Origin of the sequence: Peribacillus frigoritolerans, assembly GCF_004358755.1 — a bacterium.
Classification (GTDB): domain Bacteria; phylum Bacillota; class Bacilli; order Bacillales; family Bacillaceae; genus Bacillus_P.
Genome location: NZ_SMZY01000001.1, coordinates 37,329 through 55,654, shown reverse-complemented (window position 1 = coordinate 55,654; position 18,326 = coordinate 37,329). Strand labels below are relative to the sequence as shown.

Annotated in this window: 20 protein-coding genes and 2 other annotated features; of the genes, 3 read left to right on the top strand and 17 right to left on the bottom strand. The window is 41.4% G+C overall.

Features of this window, described 5'->3' with window-relative positions; translation table 11 throughout:
* Positions 1 to 6: 6 nt before the first annotated feature.
* Positions 7 to 549 carry a CvpA family protein gene (locus E2R53_RS00275; protein WP_133309906.1) on the bottom strand — a complete coding sequence of 181 codons (543 nt, stop codon included), beginning with the start codon at positions 547 to 549 and terminating at the stop codon, positions 7 to 9.
* 8 nt (positions 550 to 557) lie between these two features.
* Positions 558 to 830 (bottom strand): cell division protein ZapA, encoded by a 273-nt coding sequence (gene zapA / locus E2R53_RS00270; protein WP_070876341.1) that lies wholly within the window; start codon positions 828 to 830, stop codon positions 558 to 560.
* A 104-nt stretch (positions 831 to 934) separates the two neighbouring features.
* Here zapA and rnhC point away from each other — a divergent pair, with 104 nt between their 5' ends.
* Positions 935 to 1,870 carry a ribonuclease HIII gene (rnhC, locus tag E2R53_RS00265; protein WP_133309905.1) on the top strand — a complete coding sequence of 312 codons (936 nt, stop codon included), beginning with the start codon at positions 935 to 937 and terminating at the stop codon, positions 1,868 to 1,870.
* Between the two features lie 174 nt (positions 1,871 to 2,044).
* Here the strand turns inward: rnhC and pheT are convergent, their stop codons facing one another.
* The 3 genes from pheT to E2R53_RS00250 all read right to left on the bottom strand — a co-directional run bounded on the left by pheT (position 2,045) and on the right by E2R53_RS00250 (position 7,119).
* Complete coding sequence (gene pheT, locus E2R53_RS00260) at positions 2,045 to 4,459, bottom strand: phenylalanine--tRNA ligase subunit beta (RefSeq protein ID WP_133309904.1); 2,415 nt, start codon at positions 4,457 to 4,459, stop codon at positions 2,045 to 2,047.
* A 14-nt stretch (positions 4,460 to 4,473) separates the two neighbouring features.
* A complete protein-coding gene (gene pheS / locus E2R53_RS00255; RefSeq protein WP_133309903.1) occupies positions 4,474 to 5,508 on the bottom strand; it encodes a phenylalanine--tRNA ligase subunit alpha in 1,035 nt (344 codons plus the stop codon).
* 62 nt (positions 5,509 to 5,570) lie between these two features.
* Positions 5,571 to 5,812 (bottom strand) — a binding site (T-box leader).
* Positions 5,813 to 6,360: 548 nt separating this feature from the next.
* The gene (locus E2R53_RS00250) at positions 6,361 to 7,119 is read right to left on the bottom strand and encodes a TrmH family RNA methyltransferase (RefSeq protein WP_133309902.1); all 759 of its coding nucleotides are present in this window, start codon (positions 7,117 to 7,119) and stop codon (positions 6,361 to 6,363) included.
* Positions 7,120 to 7,290: 171 nt separating this feature from the next.
* Here E2R53_RS00250 and sspI point away from each other — a divergent pair, with 171 nt between their 5' ends.
* The gene (sspI, locus tag E2R53_RS00245) at positions 7,291 to 7,503 is read left to right on the top strand and encodes a small acid-soluble spore protein SspI (protein WP_029279208.1); all 213 of its coding nucleotides are present in this window, start codon (positions 7,291 to 7,293) and stop codon (positions 7,501 to 7,503) included.
* Between the two features lie 31 nt (positions 7,504 to 7,534).
* On the opposite strand, the gene E2R53_RS00240 is transcribed toward sspI, so the two are convergent.
* Together E2R53_RS00240 and E2R53_RS00235 are read right to left on the bottom strand one after the other, a co-directional pair.
* Positions 7,535 to 8,620, bottom strand: a complete 1,086-nt coding sequence (locus tag E2R53_RS00240; protein WP_133309901.1) for a M42 family metallopeptidase — start codon at positions 8,618 to 8,620, stop codon at positions 7,535 to 7,537.
* Positions 8,621 to 8,684: 64 nt separating this feature from the next.
* A complete protein-coding gene (locus tag E2R53_RS00235; RefSeq protein ID WP_133309900.1) occupies positions 8,685 to 9,173 on the bottom strand; it encodes a dUTP diphosphatase in 489 nt (162 codons plus the stop codon).
* 139 nt (positions 9,174 to 9,312) lie between these two features.
* On the opposite strand from E2R53_RS00235, the gene E2R53_RS00230 reads away from it, so the two are divergent.
* Positions 9,313 to 9,708: a sigma-w pathway protein ysdB gene (locus E2R53_RS00230; RefSeq protein WP_133309899.1), complete on the top strand. Its 396-nt coding sequence runs from the start codon at positions 9,313 to 9,315 to the stop codon at positions 9,706 to 9,708.
* 6 nt (positions 9,709 to 9,714) lie between these two features.
* On the opposite strand, the gene E2R53_RS00225 is transcribed toward E2R53_RS00230, so the two are convergent.
* The 10 genes from E2R53_RS00225 to nrdR form a co-directional block, all read right to left on the bottom strand.
* Positions 9,715 to 10,323 carry a TVP38/TMEM64 family protein gene (locus E2R53_RS00225; RefSeq protein WP_224771107.1) on the bottom strand — a complete coding sequence of 203 codons (609 nt, stop codon included), beginning with the start codon at positions 10,321 to 10,323 and terminating at the stop codon, positions 9,715 to 9,717.
* Positions 10,324 to 10,379: 56 nt separating this feature from the next.
* The gene (locus tag E2R53_RS00220; RefSeq protein WP_133309898.1) at positions 10,380 to 10,649 is read right to left on the bottom strand and encodes a DUF1294 domain-containing protein; all 270 of its coding nucleotides are present in this window, start codon (positions 10,647 to 10,649) and stop codon (positions 10,380 to 10,382) included.
* 78 nt (positions 10,650 to 10,727) lie between these two features.
* Positions 10,728 to 11,087: a 50S ribosomal protein L20 gene (gene rplT, locus E2R53_RS00215; RefSeq protein WP_070877701.1), complete on the bottom strand. Its 360-nt coding sequence runs from the start codon at positions 11,085 to 11,087 to the stop codon at positions 10,728 to 10,730.
* 27 nt (positions 11,088 to 11,114) lie between these two features.
* Positions 11,115 to 11,315, bottom strand: a complete 201-nt coding sequence (rpmI, locus tag E2R53_RS00210; protein WP_029279195.1) for a 50S ribosomal protein L35 — start codon at positions 11,313 to 11,315, stop codon at positions 11,115 to 11,117.
* A 21-nt stretch (positions 11,316 to 11,336) separates the two neighbouring features.
* Positions 11,337 to 11,855 carry a translation initiation factor IF-3 gene (infC, locus tag E2R53_RS00205; protein WP_165970920.1) on the bottom strand — a complete coding sequence of 173 codons (519 nt, stop codon included), beginning with the start codon at positions 11,853 to 11,855 and terminating at the stop codon, positions 11,337 to 11,339.
* A gap of 58 nt (positions 11,856 to 11,913) precedes the next feature.
* Positions 11,914 to 12,043, bottom strand: a sequence feature (ribosomal protein L20 leader region).
* A gap of 134 nt (positions 12,044 to 12,177) precedes the next feature.
* Positions 12,178 to 14,109 (bottom strand): threonine--tRNA ligase, encoded by a 1,932-nt coding sequence (gene thrS, locus E2R53_RS00200; protein ID WP_133309896.1) that lies wholly within the window; start codon positions 14,107 to 14,109, stop codon positions 12,178 to 12,180.
* A 347-nt stretch (positions 14,110 to 14,456) separates the two neighbouring features.
* A complete protein-coding gene (gene ytxC, locus E2R53_RS00195) occupies positions 14,457 to 15,281 on the bottom strand; it encodes a putative sporulation protein YtxC (RefSeq protein WP_133309895.1) in 825 nt (274 codons plus the stop codon).
* A 119-nt stretch (positions 15,282 to 15,400) separates the two neighbouring features.
* Positions 15,401 to 16,336: a primosomal protein DnaI gene (gene dnaI, locus E2R53_RS00190; RefSeq protein WP_133309894.1), complete on the bottom strand. Its 936-nt coding sequence runs from the start codon at positions 16,334 to 16,336 to the stop codon at positions 15,401 to 15,403.
* Between the two features lie 19 nt (positions 16,337 to 16,355).
* The gene (locus E2R53_RS00185) at positions 16,356 to 17,765 is read right to left on the bottom strand and encodes a replication initiation and membrane attachment family protein (protein ID WP_133309893.1); all 1,410 of its coding nucleotides are present in this window, start codon (positions 17,763 to 17,765) and stop codon (positions 16,356 to 16,358) included.
* Positions 17,766 to 17,826: 61 nt separating this feature from the next.
* Positions 17,827 to 18,285: a transcriptional regulator NrdR gene (gene nrdR, locus E2R53_RS00180; RefSeq protein ID WP_070877707.1), complete on the bottom strand. Its 459-nt coding sequence runs from the start codon at positions 18,283 to 18,285 to the stop codon at positions 17,827 to 17,829.
* Positions 18,286 to 18,326: the final 41 nt, after the last annotated feature.

Sequence of the window (18,326 nt, the reverse complement as noted above, 5' to 3'; positions counted from 1 at the left end):
GAGAAGTTAATTCGGTGCATATTGCAGCCATAATTCCTGAACTTTATCAGAAAAATACGGCGTGTGATGAACGATAACCTTTGCAAGACCTGAATCCCCCATTGCTGACTGGACTTCCGGAATAGGGAGAAGCCCGCCAATGAACAGCAAGATGAAAAGGATTAAATAGATTTCGAGAAATCCTAAGATGGCGCCAGCCCATTTATTCAGCTGTTTAAGAATTGGAAGGTATGTAACAAAATCAAGCATAGATCCTACTACCTGCAGCAAGATCTTTGTGCCGATAAATAAAATAACAAACGCTACCGCTCTATAGTAAGCATCTTCAAGATTTCCGCCTGTAAAAAAGGATATCGCGGATCCGCTATCGCCAAGCGATGGATAAGGAACCCACAGCTCTAACTTTGGCGCTAAAACACCAAAGTATTTGTATGCTACAATATAGGCGATGATAAATCCTGTAAGATGTATGAATTGAAGAATAAAGCCGCGTTTTAATCCGACTAGCAGGCCCATGGCCAAAATGATGAAAAGTGCAATATCAAGCATTTACCGCGTCAATCCTTTTCTATGATTTGTTTCTCTAGTTTTTCAAATTCATCTCTTAATTTTAAATAGTCATGCACAACATTCACTGCAGTTAAAACTGCCAGCTTATTAATATCCAGATTAGGACTTTTGCTGCTGATTTCACGCATTTTATCATCAACAATAGAAGCCACCAGGCGCACATGACTTGTGCTCTCCGTGCCTACTATTGAAAATTGCTGTCCATATATATCAACTGTCGTTTTCTTTTTTGAGTGGTTATCCAACGAAAAATCCTCCATTCTTGAGAATCCTAATCTTTATCATAACATGATATCTAGTATAATGGAAAGATAATGCCAATCAATATCTAGTATCAATCATATTTTAAAAGAGGTGTCATCTCTTGTCCAATGCCGTTATTAAAATTGATCAGCCTACCATCCTGAAAATGAAATCCTACTACTCTTCGGATCTAGGCTCAAAGCTCCCCCCGGGTGCTGTATTTACTGCTAAATCAAACGGGTGTACCATTACTGCCTATAAGTCAGGCAAAGTTCTGTTTCAGGGCAATCTGGCGGCAGAAGAAGCAGAAAAGTGGTCAAAGCCTGAGCAAAAGACTACTAAGAAACCTTCGAAGCCTCTTACTGTTTTTAGTCCGCCGGCGAACATATCAACTCTCTCCATTATAGGTTCGGATGAAGTCGGAACAGGCGATTTCTTTGGGCCGATTACTGTTGTAGCAGCCTATGTGAAAAAAGAACAGATTCCCCTGCTTCAGGAATTAGGCGTGAAAGATTCAAAACATCTGAATGATAGACAAATTACGGCCATTGCCAAAGATCTTCTTTCTCTCATTCCTTACAGCCTGCTGGTTCTGCATAATGAAAAATACAATCAGCTGCAAAGCACAGGAATGTCACAGGGGAAAATGAAGGCCATCCTTCATAATCAGGCCATCAACAAACTTTACGATAAGATCGCACCTGAAATGCCTGAAGGGGTTTTAATCGATCAGTTTGCAGAGCCTTCCATGTATTTCAAGCATCTTAGCGGAATTTCCTACCGTAAAGAAAATACTTTTTTCAGTACAAAAGCAGAAGGAATCCACCTGGCGGTTGCAGCAGCTTCCATTTTGGCAAGATATGCTTTCCTCAAGGAGATGGATCGTCTGTCTGAAAAAGCCGGGATGATACTCCCTAAAGGTGCTGGAGCAAAGGTTGACGAAGCGGCAGCGGCCATTATTATTAAAAAAGGTGAAGTCACATTAAAAAACTTAACAAAGTTTCATTTTGCCAATACGGATAAAGCAAAAAAATTGGCTGCCAAGAAAAAACGATAGATAACACGAAAAGCGGAACCGACTGTTTAGCTCCGACAGACAGATAAGAATTCACCCAAAAAGTCCGGTTTTGACTTTTTGGGTGAATTTGTTCTGGCCGAGGAGCTAGAAAAATAAGAAAAAAAGCAATGGAATCCAAATGGATTTCATTGCTTTTTTTGTTTGTTTATATATTTAACCTCTCAGCACCGCTGCATATTTCTCTTCAACAGCACGAAGCACTTTCTCATGAGCCTTCGCTACTTCCTCGTCTGTTAATGTGCGTTCAGGGTCGAAATAGCGCAGAGAGAAGGCAAGCGACTTCTTATTTTCTTCCAGTCTATCGCCTTCATATAAGTCAAATACAGAAACTTCTTTTAGAAGCTTGCCGCCTGCTTCAGAAATCGTTTCTTGAAGATCGCCTGCAACAATTCCTCTGTCAACAACAAGGGCAATATCCCGTGTCATTGAAGGGAAACGAGGAATCACAGAAAACTTTAATTCTTCCAGATTCGTTTCCAATAGCTGCTGTAGGGCTAGTTCAAATACATAGGTTTCAGTCAGGTCCATTTGTTTTTGAAGTTTTGGATGAACTTGGCCGATGAATCCGGCAGTTTGGCCATTAAGCAAGATTTCAGCCGTACGTCCCGGGTGAAGCCCATCGCGCTTAGCCTGTTTGTATGTGATCTGCTCTTTCAATCCAAGAACATCAAACAATCCATCAAGAATTCCTTTTACTACATAGAAATCTACCGGCTTCTTTTCGCCCTGCCATTGATTTAAATGCCAAAAACCAGTAACAGCACCGCTTAACCGTTCTTTTTCAACAGGCTGTTCGCCTGCTCCCTTTGAAATGAAAACCGAGCTCATTTCATAAAGCGCAACTTGGTCATTTTGACGTGCAAGATTGTATTTCAGTGTTTCCAGCAAATGCGGAACCAAGCTTAAGCGGAGCACGCTGCGCTCTTCGCTCATCGGCATAGCAAGACGAGTATAGTCTGATGCTTCAAGAGCAAATTGAGATGCTTTTTCTTCGCTTGTTAATGAATAGGTAATCGCCTGGTACAAGCCTGCTCCTTCTAAGTACCGGCGGGCTTTGCGGCGGTTAGACTGATATTCAGTCAGTCTGCCTGGTGAAGATGCACTGACAGGGAATGTGGAAGGAATATTATCATAGCCATACAGTCTGGCTACTTCTTCAATTAAATCTTCTTCAATCGCAATATCTCCGCGTCTTGTCGGAACTGTAACCGTAAATGTTCCGTTATCTTCCTTGACTTCAAAGCCAAGTCGAGTGAAAATCGACTGAATTTCATTAACTGAAATGTTCATTCCAAGCACTTTGTTGATTTTATCTGCATGAATGCCGACTACAGCCGGTTCTGCCTCTAAGTAGTTTACTTCTGCAGATCCATTAAGAACCTCACCGCCTGCAAGCTCAATCATTAATTGTGCTGCACGTTCTGCTGCAGCGCGCACACGGTTTGGATCAACGCCTTTTTCAAAACGGGCACTTGCTTCACTTCGGAGGCCATGATCTTTAGAAGCTTTTCTGACAGTTTGACCATTAAAGTACGCAGACTCAAGCAGGATCGTTGTTGTATCTGAATGAACTTCAGAATTTTCTCCGCCCATCACGCCTGCAAGAGCAACAGGCTCTTTTCCATTTGTAATAACAAGATGTTCAGAAGTCAGGATACGTTTTTGACCATCCAGTGTGACGATTTCTTCGGAAGCTTCAGCAAGACGGACAAGAATTTCTTTTGAACCTAAGCGGTCATAGTCAAAGGCATGCAAAGGCTGACCGTATTCAATTAATACATAGTTGGTAATATCCACAACATTATTATGCGGACGAATTCCTGCTGCCATTAACCGCGTTTGAAGCCATAGAGGTGATGGTGCAATACGCACATTGCGGATCACTTTCGCTACATATAATGGATTCTCTTCTTTTGCCTGGACTGATACTGAAATATAATCTGCAGCCTTTTCAGAAGCTTCAACATGTGTAAGGTCCGGATATGTGACACTTCTTCCTAAAATCGCAGCTACTTCGTGTGCGACACCAAGCATGCTTAAGCAATCTGAACGGTTAGGTGTTAATCCAAGCTCAAGAATCTGATCATCTCGGCTTAGCTCAGCAAGAGCATCTGCACCTGGCTGAACGTCATTCGGGAAAACGAAAATCCCTTCTGAAAATTCTTTTGCCACAAGCTTTGACTCAATTCCGAGCTCCTGCAAAGAACAAATCATTCCGTTTGATTCTTCGCCGCGCAGCTTAGCTTTTTTAATCTTAAAGTTTCCAGGAAGAACGGCACCCACAGTTGCTACCGCCACTTTTTGGCCTTTATCAACATTTGCAGCACCGCAAATGATCTGCACAGGCAGTTCTCCTCCGACATCTACTAAGCATTTATTCAGCTTATCAGCATTCGGATGCTGTTCTTTTTCAAGCACATGACCAATTACTACACCGCTCATGCCTTCGTTCAGTGTTTCAACACCTTCAACTTCAATCCCGCTTCTAGTGATTTTTTCTGCCAGTTCTTCTGCTGATATTCCGCTGAGATCAACGTAATTCTGCAGCCATTTATATGAAACAAACATCGGTAAACCTCCCTTTATGCTCTTTTAAATTGTTTTAAGAAACGAACATCATTTGTGTAATAGTGGCGAATATCGTCAATGCCGTATTTCAGCATGGCAATGCGCTCAGGACCCATTCCAAATGCAAATCCGCTGTATTTTTTCGAGTCAAATCCAGCCATTTCAAGAACGTTAGGATGAACCATTCCTGCACCTAAAATTTCAATCCAGCCAGTGCCTTTACAAACATTGCACCCATGACCTCCACATGCAAAGCATGAAACATCAATCTCTACTGAAGGCTCTGTAAATGGGAAAAAGCTTGGACGCAAACGAATTTCGCGGTCTTCTCCAAACATCTTTTTAGCAAAGGCTTCCAGTGTTCCTTTTAAATCGCTCATGCTGATGTTTTCATCGATTACTAACCCTTCAATTTGAGTGAATTGATGGGAATGTGTCGCATCGTCGTTGTCGCGGCGGTACACTTTACCCGGACAAATGATTTTAACAGGCCCTTGACCTTTGTACTTTTGCATCGTTCTGGCCTGAACAGGAGATGTATGTGTACGAAGCAGTGTTTCATCTGTAATATAGAACGAATCCTGCATATCACGAGCAGGATGCCCTTTTGGAAGATTCAATGCTTCAAAGTTAAAGTAATCTGTTTCAACTTCAGGACCCTCTTCAACTGAATAACCCATACCAAGGAACAGATCTTCAATTTCTTCAATAACTGCTGTAATAGGATGATGGTTACCAGCTCGAACCGGACGTCCAGGAAGAGTCACATCGATTGTTTCTGCAGCCAGTTTTTCCTCGACCGCAGCTTCCTCCAGGCCTTCCTGTTTTGCTGCAATGCTCGTCGCAATGCTTTCACGGACCTCATTTGCAAGGGCCCCCATTAACGGACGCTCTTCTGCAGATAGTTTCCCCATACCGCGCAGCGCTTCTGTGATCGGTCCTTTTTTGCCTAAGTATGAGACACGGATGTCATTCAGGCTTTTTAAATCATTTGCTGTTTGTATTTTTTCAAGTGCTTCTAACTGAAGCTGTTTCAGTTGTTCCTGCATACTGTTTCCTCCTTTATTTCAAATGAATGATCATTTTTTTCCAAAATAAAAAACCCGCCCAAAAAAGGGACGAGTTGAATATCGCGGTACCACCCTTGTTAACAGCCCAAAAACATAAGCTGTTCACTTCGTTCTAAGATAACGGAATTGATCCGGAACACCTTTACATTCAAAAGCCGAATGGTCCTGATGCCAGCTAAAGAGGTGAATTCATTTACCGCAGTCAAAAAAATGCTCTCAGTCACCGGCATTTTCTCCCTGATTGACGCTCCCGTAAACTACTCTTCTCTATCATCGCTGTTAGAGTATGTAACTGTATCTTATTATAATGAAAAGAAATTGTTCATGCAACACCGAAAAGCGGAGCCGACTGTTTAGGCCCGACAGACAGATAAGAAATCACCGGAAAAGGCCGGTTTTGCCTTTTTCGGGGATTTTGTTCTGGCCGAGGGGCTAGGAGGCGGAGCTAGACACCACCGAAAAGCGGAATCGCCCGGTTAGCGCAGGCAGACAGATAAGGATCCGACAGAAAAGGCGCTTTTTGCCAATACTTTCTGATCCGTTCTGGCCGAGGAGTTGGGCGATGGAGCTAGACAACACCGAAAAGCGGAGCCGACTGGTCAGACCCGACAGGCAGATAAGAAATCACCGGAAAAGGTCGGTTTTGCCTTTTTCGGGGATTTTGTTCTGACCGAGGGGCTAGGAGGCGGAGCTAGACAACACCGAAAAGCGGAGCCGACTGGTCAGACCCGACAGGCAGATAAGAAATCACCGGAAAAGGCCGGTTTTGCCTTTTTCGGGGATTTTGTTCTGACCGAGGGGCTAGGAGGCGGAGCTGCCAAAACTCCGCCCTTATTGATTCCCTATACAGTGATACATAAGAATTCCCGCTGCAATCCCCGCATTGAGGGATTCCGCTTTTCCGAGGATTGGAATGTACAGATTTTGATCAGTGAGCTGTAGATATTCTTTATTTACTCCGCTTCCCTCATTGCCAATGAGCAGGCCAAACGAAGCTGCTGCTTCCGTTTGGCGGTAATCAACACCATTTTGGAGCGAGGTTCCGTATATGGAGACTTTTTGCTGTTTAAGCTCTGAGATTGCCTCATTCAATTTCCTTTTTACAATTGGAATGTGAAAGATTGATCCCTGACTGGAACGGACAACTTTAGAATTGTATGCATCAACTGTCCCTTCACCAAGTATGACTCCATCCATGCCTGCAGCATCTGCAGTCCGGATGATTGTCCCTAAATTGCCAGGGTCCTGGATTGCATCTATCAGCACAACCTTTTTCCAGGCAGTGATTTCGTGCTTTTCTGATTGAACACAGACTGCGGCTGCACCCTGAGGCGATTCCGTTTCTGAGATAGCTTTCATGATTTCTTTAGTGACATATGTAATTGACAGGTCATCCGCATTCCAGTGGGATGGAATGGCCGCTTCTTCTGAAATAATCAATTCTTTAATCACAGATTTATCCTTTAAGGCTTCTTCTACTAAATGCAAGCCTTCAATTAAAAATGTATTTGTTGTGTCACGTTCTTTTTTTGTATGTAATTTACGCCATTGCTTAACCTTCTGATTTTGCACAGATTCAATTCGTTTCACGAGTATACTGCTCCTTTACTGCTGCATTTCTTCTATATAATTACGTGATTCTGAAATCACTTTTATCACTTGTCCAGCTTTTCTATATTATATCTTATAAAACATACATAAAAAACACAAAATAACACAGGATATGGATAGGTAAATATTATAAGATGTGGAGTGATAATGATGGATTTAAATTTAAGAAATGCCATCATCTCAAATGTATCCGGCAATGATCAAGGTCAGCTGGAGGATACGATTGTAGATGCCATTCAAAACGGAGAAGAAAAAATGCTTCCTGGCCTAGGCGTTCTGTTCGAGGTAATCTGGCAGAATTCAAGCGAGGATGAGAAAAATGAAATGCTGACGATTCTTGAAGAAGGTTTAAAGAAGAAATAAATGCTGGGCAATCTGCCCAGCATTTTTAAAATTAATCGAAGGTAATTGTATTAACAGTTTCTTCGTCCAGACGTTTAATAACCTCAGTAATCAGTTTTACTGCATTTTCATAATCATCGCGATGAAGCATAGCTGCATGAGAGTGAATGTATCTCGTTGCAATTGTAATAGAAAGCGCAGGTACACCGTTTGCTGTCATATGAATGGCACCTGAATCTGTTCCGCCGCCTGCAATCGCGTCAAATTGGTATGGAATACTGAGTTCATCGGCAACCCCGACAACAAAGTCACGCAGTCCTTTATGAGATACCATTGATGCATCATAAAGAATAATCTGCGGGCCTTCTCCCATTTTACTTGAAGCTTCTTTCTCTGTAATTCCAGGTGTATCGCCTGCAATCCCCACATCGACACCAAAACCGATATCAGGCTGAATCACGTGTGCTGAAGTACGCGCTCCGCGTAGGCCTACTTCCTCCTGAATCGTTCCGACCCCATAAACAACATTTGGATGGTCTGCGTCTTTCAGTCCTTTAAGGACATCAATTGCTATTGCACAGCCGATGCGGTTATCCCACGCTTTCGCGAGGAGCATCTTATCATTGTTCATAACTGTGAATTCAAAATAAGGAACGATCTGATCTCCAGGCAAGACCCCGAACTCCATCGCTTCCTCACGGCTTGATGCACCGATATCAATAAACATATCTTTAATATCGACCGGTTTTTTTCTTGCTTCAGGAGGAAGAATGTGCGGCGGTTTAGATCCGATCACACCAGTCACGTCCCCTTTTTTGGTGCTGATCGTCACACGCTGTGCGAGCATGACCTGAGACCACCATCCGCCTACAGGCTGAAAACGGAGAAATCCTTTATCATCTATTTTGGTAACCATAAAGCCTACTTCATCTAAATGACCAGCAACCATAATTTTCGGGCCGCCTTCTTTGCCTGTTTTTTTGGCTATTAAGCTCCCAAGACCGTCTGTTGTTACTTCATCGGCATATGCCGTTATGTATTTCTTCATGACTTCTCTCGGCTCTCTTTCGTTGCCGGGAATTCCTTTTGCATCTGTTAAATCTTTCAGCATCTGCAGTGTTTCGTCTAATTTCACCATCAGTTTACCCCCCTCTTTTACTAATTACTATTATACTAGACGCTGGAAAGTAATTCAAAAATTCTCAATACCCTTGTTTTTGTCGATCGTGATTGACTTCATTTTTTTTAACATAAGCAGCCTCAATCTCTTCAGGTGAAAAGCCAAGAGCTTCTCCGAGCAAAAGATACTGCCGAAACAGTTCTAGATAGTGTGCTTCTGAACGGCTTTTTTCAAACTGCGCAATTTTCTCATAAACAAGGACAAAATGGGCTGTTAAGGAATTCTCATCAGCGGCCAGATCAAACTCAACACCGTCTGTCACGCCTATTTCAATTCCAAGGGATAGAATGAAATGTATGCCATCCACATACTCCTCAAGAATAACGCTTGCTTCAGCCGGATGCTTTAAACTCCAAAATTTAAAGCATCTTGTTTCATTGGCAAGTTCGCCAACCTCAACAAGCAAAGCTAAAATTTTCTTTTCAAGCAGCGGTTCTTCTTCCAAACCGTGCTGCTTTTCAATTTTCGAATCAAGATCATTCTGCATCTCAAACAGTTTCAAAAAATTCATTGTTTATCACTCCTATACTCGCCAAGTTTAACACTTGCACCTTTTTACTTCAAAAAAAATCTGAACTTACACAAGAAAAACTGAAACTTTATCAATACTTCAATCGTATTGTAACAAAATACGTTTGGGAGGCACTACCATGATAGTAATCCTGTTACGATTACTTTTGCTTGCTCTTATTGTCTTTGTCCTTTATTCTCTTGTAAAATATGTGCTGAATCCCAAGCGAAAGCTTGAGCTTGCACAGGAGCAAAAAGAGTATTTCCTGCTTGATGACCGTAACAACGTGCGCAAAAACTTTTTGTTAACCTACAAGGGTGTCTTGTTCGAAGGCGAGAAATACCTTGGAACAACAGATCGGGCGTTTGAGGTTGTCTCCATCTTTATGTGGACCGGAAGCCCAAGTAAACTTCAGGGACTTTCTCTCTCTGATTTTGAATTTGTTGAAGAAAAAGTGAGGGAACAATATCCTCATGCGGCACTCGATTGGAAAAGTCCAGTAAAAGAATTATTATTAAAAAGCAAAAAGCCGTGACAGAGGTCACGGCTTTTCCATTGATTTTATAAAGAAATCATTCCATTTTATGACCACTCTTTTTTCCCTCAGCAAATAAACAAATAAAATCAGCGTTCCAATTAATACAATTGTTGTAATAAGCGAGAATTTTCCAAAGTAAGCCCCAAAGGATGTAAAACAAAAGGCTGCAGGGATATGAGTCCAAAAGGAAAGCTTTGCGTAATCTTTAAATGATGTCGACCGGTCAAGAATGCATAAGGATAAAATGGAAAAGTTAACGAACGGGATCATTCTGAGAACAATGATTTGTCCTACAGAAAGTCTCGTGTATTTACCAAGCCATTTTTTCCTCAATCCTGAAAACCGCTCCAAAAAAGAAGGAAATTGTTTGGAGAGGATATAAAAACTTATGCTAGCGACAGTCAGCCCGATAATCGAATAAAAGGTCCCAAATTGAGTTCCGAATAGTATTCCTCCAATAATACAGATGACAACCACAGGAATGAATAAAAACTGTCTTAAGATGTGCATAAAGATAAAAAAGAGCGGGGCCAGAAAGCCTGTTGACTGAACTGTTGAAACGACTGCTGAAGTTGCAAGATCGATTGTCCTCACCTCTTTCATGCAGTTCATAAGATGACTTTTTGTGAGTAACGTGTGTACTAAATTGTATCTGTTTTATTAGGGCATTATGACATCTTATATAAAAAATAGCTGAACAAGATGAGATGAATCACCATTAAAACAGGCAGACCGACAACAAACGATTGATGCTTCGTTTTATGCCTGAATGCATTCATTCCAATTGTCAGCCCGATTGCACCCCCAATGAAGCCAATAAGCCAAAGAGTGTTTTCTTTAATTCTCCATTGTCCCTTTTTCGCTTTATTTTTATCTGCTCCCATTAAATAAAAGCCGTAAACATTCAGTAATATGTAATATCCAATCAGAAGCGCCATCAACTTGCACCCTTTCTATAAAAGTGAATGTAAAAAAAGGCCATTCTCAAGCGGTGAGAATGACCTTTTCAGCAATGATTAGCTGTTTAATTTAGCTTTAGCAGCGTCTGCTAATTGAGCAAATGCTTGAGCATCTGTTACAGCAAGCTCAGCAAGCATTTTGCGGTTTACTTCGATGCCAGCAAGCTTTAAGCCATGCATTAAACGGCTGTATGAAAGACCATTCAAGCGAGCAGCTGCGTTGATACGAGTAATCCAAAGCTGACGGAAATCGCGTTTTTTCTGACGGCGATCGCGGTAAGCATACATTAATGATTTCATTACTTGCTGATTAGCAACTTTGTATAATGTATGTTTTGAACCGTAATAACCTTTAGCTAATTTAATAACTTTTTTACGTCTTTGACGTGAGACAGTACCGCCTTTTACTCTTGGCATGTCAATTCCCTCCTATGTGAAAACGAATTATTTAATATTATCTAATAAATGACGGATGCGTTTGAAGTCGCCTTTGCTTACTAAAGTGCCTTTGCGAAGTTTGCGTTTTGCTTTTGTAGATTTGTTAGCAAATAAATGGCTAGTGTAAGCGTGTGAACGTTTTAATTTACCTGATCCAGTCTTTTTGAAACGCTTTGCAGCGCCGCGATGAGTTTTCATTTTTGGCATAAGGTATTCCTCCTCGTATCTTTACTTTTCTACTTTAGGTGCTAGAACCAAGAACATGCTTCGTCCATCCATTTTTGGATGAGACTCAATTGTACTTAAATCTTCACAAGCTTTAGAAAAACGGTCTAAAACACGTTGACCAATTTCTTTATGAGTGATTGCACGGCCTTTAAAACGGATAGAAGCTTTCACTTTATCGCCTTTTTCAAGGAACTTGCGTGCATTCTTAAGTTTTGTGTTAAAATCATGCTCATCAATTGTCGGGCTGAAGCGAACCTCTTTAATACTGATGATCTTTTGATTTTTACGTGCTTCTTTTTCTTTCTTTTGCTGCTCAAAACGGAATTTGCCGTAGTCCATAATGCGACATACAGGTGGTTTCGCATTTGCAGCAACTAATACTAAATCAAGATTCGATCTGGCAGCAATCTCAAGCGCCTCTTGGCGAGATTTAATTCCAAGCTGGTCGCCATTTGCACCAATCAGACGAACCTCACGAGCGCGAATTCCATCGTTTACCATCATGTCTTTGCTAATAATTAGCCACCTCCAAGGATTTTTAACTGAACAGATGAATTGTTTGTGCTACACTTTCTTGAAAAACAAAAAAGTGTGGGCGCACAAAACACCCACACTACGATTTAGTATACTAAGTATATATAGTCGTAAACCTGGAGACTGCAATGATGCGTCGATCAGGTGAGAAGCGGGTGCTTCTGCTTGCAAGACAAACTTCTATTCAATTACCCTGCAAATTATATCACGAAAAAATTTCCGCTGTCAAGTCATGCTGGTTTTATTGCAACAGAATGAATTGTATCAAACATTTACTGGATGTGCAATAGTTTTTTTTGAGCAGATTTTACCTCTTCACTTCTTTAACAATTCCATCGATAAATTCTTTGAGAGCAATTGTCTCTGATTTTTGTTCTCCGTATTTGCGGACATTAACAGCAGCTTCAGCAGCTTCATTGTCACCGACAACAAGCATATAAGGAGTTTTCTGTATTTGCGCCTCACGGATTTTATAGCCGATTTTTTCATCGCGTGCATCAAGCTCTACGCGGATTCCTTCAGCCTGCAGCAGTTCTTGAACTTTTTTCGCATAGTCAAGATGTACAGAAGGCGAAACCGGAATAACCTGTACTTGAGTAGGAGCGAGCCAAGTCGGGAAAGCTCCTTTGTATTCTTCAATCAAGAAGGCTACAAAGCGTTCCATTGTTGATACGACCCCGCGGTGAATAACAACCGGGCGATGCTGTTTGCCGTCCTCGCCGACATAATTTAAATCAAAACGCTCCGGCAATAAGAAGTCAAGCTGAACTGTAGACAGTGTTTCATCTTTTCCAAGTGCTGTGCGGACCTGCACATCAAGCTTTGGACCGTAGAACGCTGCTTCGCCATCTGCTTCAAAATAATCAAGCTCGAGCTCATCCATTGCTGACTTCAGCATGCTTTGAGCTTTTTCCCACATTGCATCATCATCAAAGTATTTTTCCTTATCCTCTGGATCGCGGTAAGAAAGACGGAATGAATATTCATTGATTCCAAAATCTTTATAGACTTCTTCAATCAATCTCACCACTCGGATAAACTCATCTTTAATTTGATCCGGGCGGACAAAAATATGTGCATCATTAAGTGTCATCGCACGCACGCGCTGAAGGCCGCTCAGGGCACCAGACATTTCATAGCGGTGCATCGTTCCAAGCTCAGCTACACGAATCGGAAGCTCGCGGTAACTGTGAATATCGTGTTTATAAACCATCATGTGATGCGGGCAGTTCATTGGACGAAGAACTAAATCCTCATTGTCCATAGACATAGCAGGGAACATGTCATCCTGGTAATGATCCCAGTGACCTGATGTTTTGTAGAGCTCCACACTTCCCAGAACAGGAGTGTAAACGTGCTGGTAGCCAAGGCGCTCTTCTTTATCCACAATGTAGCGCTCAACGATACGGCGGATTGTCGCACCTTTTGGAAGCCAGATTGGAAGACCCTGACCTACTTTCTGGGACGTAGTGAATAAACTCAGCTCTTTACCCAGCTTGCGGTGATCGCGCTCTTTCGCTTCTTCTAATAAACGAAGATGCTCATCTAAGTCTGCTTTTTTAATAAAAGCTGTGCCATAAATGCGCTGCAGCATTTTATTGTTGCTGTCTCCGCGCCAGTACGCACCTGCTACACTTAAGAGTTTAAATTCTTTTAATTTTCCAGTTGAAGGAACATGTATGCCGCGGCAAAGGTCGAAAAATTCACCTTGCTCGTAGATTGTTACTTTTTCACCTTCAGGAATAGCATCCAGAAGTTCAAGTTTCAGATTATCGCCAATTTCTTCATAGATGGCTTTTGCTTCTTCCCTTGTAACGATCTTGCGGACAACTTCGATGTTTTCATTGATGATTTTTTTCATTTCTTTTTCAATGGCCGGAAGATCTTCAACAGAAATCGTTTGTTCCATATCAATATCATAATAGAATCCATTCTCGATGACCGGGCCAATTCCAAGCTTCACATCTTTGTAGATCCTTTTTATAGCCTGCGCGAGCACGTGTGCAGAACTATGCCGGATGATCTCCAATGCGTCAGGACTGTCAAGTGTGACAATTTCAATGCTTCCATCTTGATCGATTGGTGTTTTCAAATCAATCAATTCACCATTGAATTTTCCTGCTAATGATTTTTTTCTAAGCCCCGGGCTGATGGATGCCGCAATATCATCAGTTGTTGTGCCTGCCTGATATTCCTTTACAGCTCCGTCCGGAAATGAAATTTTTACAGCGTCTGACATCCTTGTCACTCCTTTAATTAATTTTTGAAAAATAAAAAACTCGTCCCTAAAGTAAGGGACGAGTGATTATTCGCCGTGGTTCCACCCTTGTTTCCATTCATGTCATATAGTGAATGGCTCAAAAAAATCTGTAACGGGAATACCCGTCAGCAATTACTCGGCATCATGCCTTTCACAGCTGAAGTTTAGAGGTGGTAAGCGGGTTATTCATGCCAGGAAGCTCTCAGCCGTGACTTCCCTCTCTTTGCGCCGTGATAACACTCTCATGTCCTCATCATAACTTATCATGTATTTATAACGTATTATAAAATCATTTCCTGGGGAAATCAAGATTATTCAGCTTTTTTTTAAATACCCGCCATTTTTCTCGGATAAATATTTACTCTCTCTAAAAAAATATTTTGTATGGTTCTAACCATGCCTAAGTCTGGAGAATCGGTATATAAATGAATTTTGTTAGGGGCAATTGACACCAGCGGCGCCAAAAGCGAGGCGTCAATGTACATAGGATGCTGATGAATAAAGGACCTGTCAATATACTTCATCAGCTCATCCTGGCTCAGTTTTGCAAACTGTTCATTGTAAACTGTCAGCTCTTTTTCATGCACGATATGAAGCACGTTCACTTTCGTTTCTCTGCTCATGGCATAATCTCTTAAACTCTGAATAAATGTCTGGTATTCCTGCTCGAGCTTGTACTCTTCAATGGCAATCTCAATATATTTATTTAAACGCTCCACATACCGGTGAAGACGGAATTTTATAAAGGATGGAAGCGCAAAAGACAGATTAGGCCTGATAAAATCAGCCAGAGCTTCATAGATCGGAGTTTCCCTTAATGGAAGCTGATCTACTTTCGGAATCTCGCTGCGTTCTCCTTCAATAATCGCCTCGGCAATATGTATGATTTGCTGCTGTTCCTCTGGCTCTTGGAAATAGAATCTGTCTTTAATGATGGACAGCATCAGGTGAGATTCTTTGTACTTCAGGATGTAGCGGACGATCACCGGAATCAGAAGGACGTTAATCATCTCAACTGGATCATTGCTCATAATCTGAATTCCATGTTCCTTTATTCTAACAATCTCAGCTTTCCATTTATCTCGTTCATGATCAAGCATATTGTGGACTGTTTCTGCTTCATGCGGAGAATTGAAAAATATTTCGATCATGGTTGTCCCCCCTTTTTAGCCAATACCTGATTTCATGTATATGGCGGAGAACCGTGAAATAGAATCGTTTTTAAGGGAAAATAAAAAACACAGTCCTTTTAGAACTGTGTCTCGCTGAGCTATCTCTCCCGCCAATTGCGGCCTTTTAATTCATAAGGATCGGCAAGATATTTAATTCTCTCCATAATTCGTGCAGATTTGACGGGTTCTTCCTCCCCGCGCTGTGTAACACTTAAATGACTCTGCAAATCTTTCATGCTGAAATTTGATGTGAAAAATGTCGGCAGATTTTCAAGCATGCGGTATTGAAGAATGGAGCCTAATATATCATCCCGAATCCAGCTGGACATCGCTTCTGCACCAATGTCATCGAGCATAAGCACTTTTACTTTTTTAACGGCATCAATCTTGCTTTCAAGTGAATTGTCATGGAGTGAGCTCTTCAGTTCTCTCATAAATTCGGGAACATAAACGAGCATGGAAGGAATTTTCTTCTTGGCGAGCTCATTTGCAATGGCTCCAAGTATATACGTCTTGCCCACTCCAAACGAACCGTACAGATACATTCCCTTCACATTCTTTCCTGCTTCATATTCTTCGCTGAAGCTTAGAACCGTATTGACAACTCTTATTCTGCTGTCTTCTTTTAAATCAATATCTTCAAGCTTCGCATTTAAAATATCACGGGGAATAAACATGGATTTAATCAAAGCCTGATGTTTCTTACGCTCATCCTCCGCTTCCTTCATTGGACAAACCTCATATTTTAAATCGATCGTTTTCCCCTGAAGAATAAGCTGAGGATGATATCCTTCAACTAGGTTCTTACATTCTGAGAGGCTCGGGCAATCTGCACACCGCTTGCTTTGGCCGATGTATTCATACAGCTTGATTAGACTTCTGTTAATCATCGCATCATCAATTTCCAAACGATGTTCACTCAGAAATTTTTGAATGTCTGGATTCTTCATAATTTGTGCTTTCATCGCACTCATCCGTTTTTGAAAATCCTCACGATTAGCAAGTCCGCTTAACGTTTTATTAATCGATTCCAATTGCTTTCACCTCCACAGGTTATTCTGACTGCTGCTGTCTGTATTGTTTTATTTTTTCTTCAAGCCTTTTCCGCTCGAGATCCACTTCTGTTTGGTTGATTTCTTCTTTTGTTTCAGGTTTTTCCAGATCTTCTTTAAGCCACTGAGGCAGCTTCTCTTTTCTTATCAGCTTTCTGCCGGTTTTAGAAACAGTTTTCTTTTCTGCCCACTCCTGGTATTGCCTGTGCTCCTGCTTTGCGAGCTCCATTGCGGATCTGACGGTGGCTACTTGTTTTCTGGCCCAATGACTGGCAATTTTCTGCACATACGATTTCGATAGCTTCATATCTGTTTTTAACATAACATAGTAAATTAAAACATTAACTACGCCTGGATGAAGCTTCTGCTTAAACATGACTTCTTCAACAATCTGCAAATCAGCTGCCGCTGGTTCAATTCCATCTGCGAGATCCATTAAAAACTGCTTTGGCGAAATCGAATCAAGCTGTTTGATCAGCATTTCCTCCTGAGACAGTTCTTTTTCAGGAGAAGTTCCAGACCTTAGAAACGCAGGCTGGGTTTTATCGGCAAGTGCAGGCAATTTTTCGCCGTGCTCAAATTGATACCAGTCTCTTGCAGCTTTTCTTAAGCTGTCAATTTGGATTGTTTCATTTGCGTCAATGGCATTCATCACGACGTTTTTCATTTCCATTGCATTAATCCCATACAAGTATGAAAGTTTTTTAATGGTTTCTTTCACTTTCTTCGTAATGGATTTTCTAGGAATGACCGCTTCAGACAAACCTGCAAAAAATAAATCAAAATCAAACACATCATCTGTCATCAAAGGCGATGCTGCTTCTCCAGAATGATAAAATTCTGTTCCCTTTTCAGGTTCAAGGTCTTCCTGCACTTCATCTGTGAGTCTCGAAATCATTTCACTCGGCTGCAGAGATTTAAATACCTCATTAAACGGGCGCGTAATTTGAACGAGATCCGAAGACAGGCTGGTGTCTGCAAAAAACTTCTTCAGCTGATTGTATTTGTTTTTCCCGACGCGATTATATAAATAGATGTTCAGTACCCCGTCCTGAAAAAAGTCAGCAGGCTTCAGAGGAGGCATCAATTCGTAGATATACAGCTTTGTATCATTTTGTTCTTTTTGAAACGTCTTTAATAATCCGATCCCCTCAAGCTTAATCCGCTCTTCATAGATTTCTCTCAGATTGCTCTGCATGAGGGACATCAGCCCATGATGTGTCGTTTCTTCGCTCCACATCCGGTCCTGTTCAAGCTCCGCCCAAAGCGTCATATAAAGACCATAGCATTTTGCACCTAATAGCGGCTGATAGAGCAGCGTCAAAACTTTCCTGTCAAAATCCTGCAGGACACCATTCATTTTGACCAAATACCGATCTACAGGCAATAACTGATTCCAATGCTTGTCCATTACTTTTCCCTCTATTTCATAAGTTAAAAAAAGAGCCTGAAGCGATTCCTTCACGAGCTCTTTATTTCACCTTTTTAATCAGTTCTGATAACTCTTGAATGAAAACATTGATATCTTTAAATTGACGGTAAACAGAAGCAAACCGGACATATGCAACTTCATCAACATGCGCAAGTCTGTCCATGACCATCTCGCCGATATCTTCACTGTTTACTTCTGAGATTCCTTGATTTCTTAATTCTTTTTCAATATCCTGGACGATTTCCTCTAATTTCGGAAGAGGCACAGGGCGTTTTTCACATGCTTTTATCAGGCCCCGCAGGATTTTGTCCTTGCTGAACTCTTCTCTAACGCCTTCTTTTTTCACAACAATCAGCGGAATTTCCTCCACTTTTTCAAAGGTTGTGAATCGGTATTGGCATTCCTCGCATTCACGTCGTCTTCTAATCGATTTCCCTTCATCAACAGGCCGAGAGTCAAGCACTCTTGTTCCATTATGCTGACATGTTGGACATTTCATACTACCAGCTCCAATCCAAAAGCATCAGGGTTGTATCTTTA

Coding starts and splice junctions, on each gene's coding strand:
- E2R53_RS00275 (WP_133309906.1), bottom strand. CDS start 549: ATGCTTGATATTGCACTTTTCATCATTTTGGCCATGGGCCTGCTAGTC.
- zapA (WP_070876341.1), bottom strand. CDS start 830: ATGGAGGATTTTTCGTTGGATAACCACTCAAAAAAGAAAACGACAGTT.
- pheT (WP_133309904.1), bottom strand. CDS start 4,459: ATGTTTGTTTCATATAAATGGCTGCAGAATTACGTTGATCTCAGCGGA.
- pheS (WP_133309903.1), bottom strand. CDS start 5,508: ATGCAGGAACAACTGAAACAGCTTCAGTTAGAAGCACTTGAAAAAATA.
- sspI (WP_029279208.1), top strand. CDS start 7,291: ATGGATTTAAATTTAAGAAATGCCATCATCTCAAATGTATCCGGCAAT.
- E2R53_RS00240 (WP_133309901.1), bottom strand. CDS start 8,620: ATGGTGAAATTAGACGAAACACTGCAGATGCTGAAAGATTTAACAGAT.
- E2R53_RS00235 (WP_133309900.1), bottom strand. CDS start 9,173: ATGAATTTTTTGAAACTGTTTGAGATGCAGAATGATCTTGATTCGAAA.
- E2R53_RS00230 (WP_133309899.1), top strand. CDS start 9,313: ATGATAGTAATCCTGTTACGATTACTTTTGCTTGCTCTTATTGTCTTT.
- E2R53_RS00225 (WP_224771107.1), bottom strand. CDS start 10,323: ATGAACTGCATGAAAGAGGTGAGGACAATCGATCTTGCAACTTCAGCA.
- E2R53_RS00220 (WP_133309898.1), bottom strand. CDS start 10,649: ATGGCGCTTCTGATTGGATATTACATATTACTGAATGTTTACGGCTTT.
- rplT (WP_070877701.1), bottom strand. CDS start 11,087: ATGCCAAGAGTAAAAGGCGGTACTGTCTCACGTCAAAGACGTAAAAAA.
- rpmI (WP_029279195.1), bottom strand. CDS start 11,315: ATGCCAAAAATGAAAACTCATCGCGGCGCTGCAAAGCGTTTCAAAAAG.
- thrS (WP_133309896.1), bottom strand. CDS start 14,109: ATGTCAGACGCTGTAAAAATTTCATTTCCGGACGGAGCTGTAAAGGAA.
- ytxC (WP_133309895.1), bottom strand. CDS start 15,281: ATGATCGAAATATTTTTCAATTCTCCGCATGAAGCAGAAACAGTCCAC.
- E2R53_RS00185 (WP_133309893.1), bottom strand. CDS start 17,765: ATGGACAAGCATTGGAATCAGTTATTGCCTGTAGATCGGTATTTGGTC.
- nrdR (WP_070877707.1), bottom strand. CDS start 18,285: ATGAAATGTCCAACATGTCAGCATAATGGAACAAGAGTGCTTGACTCT.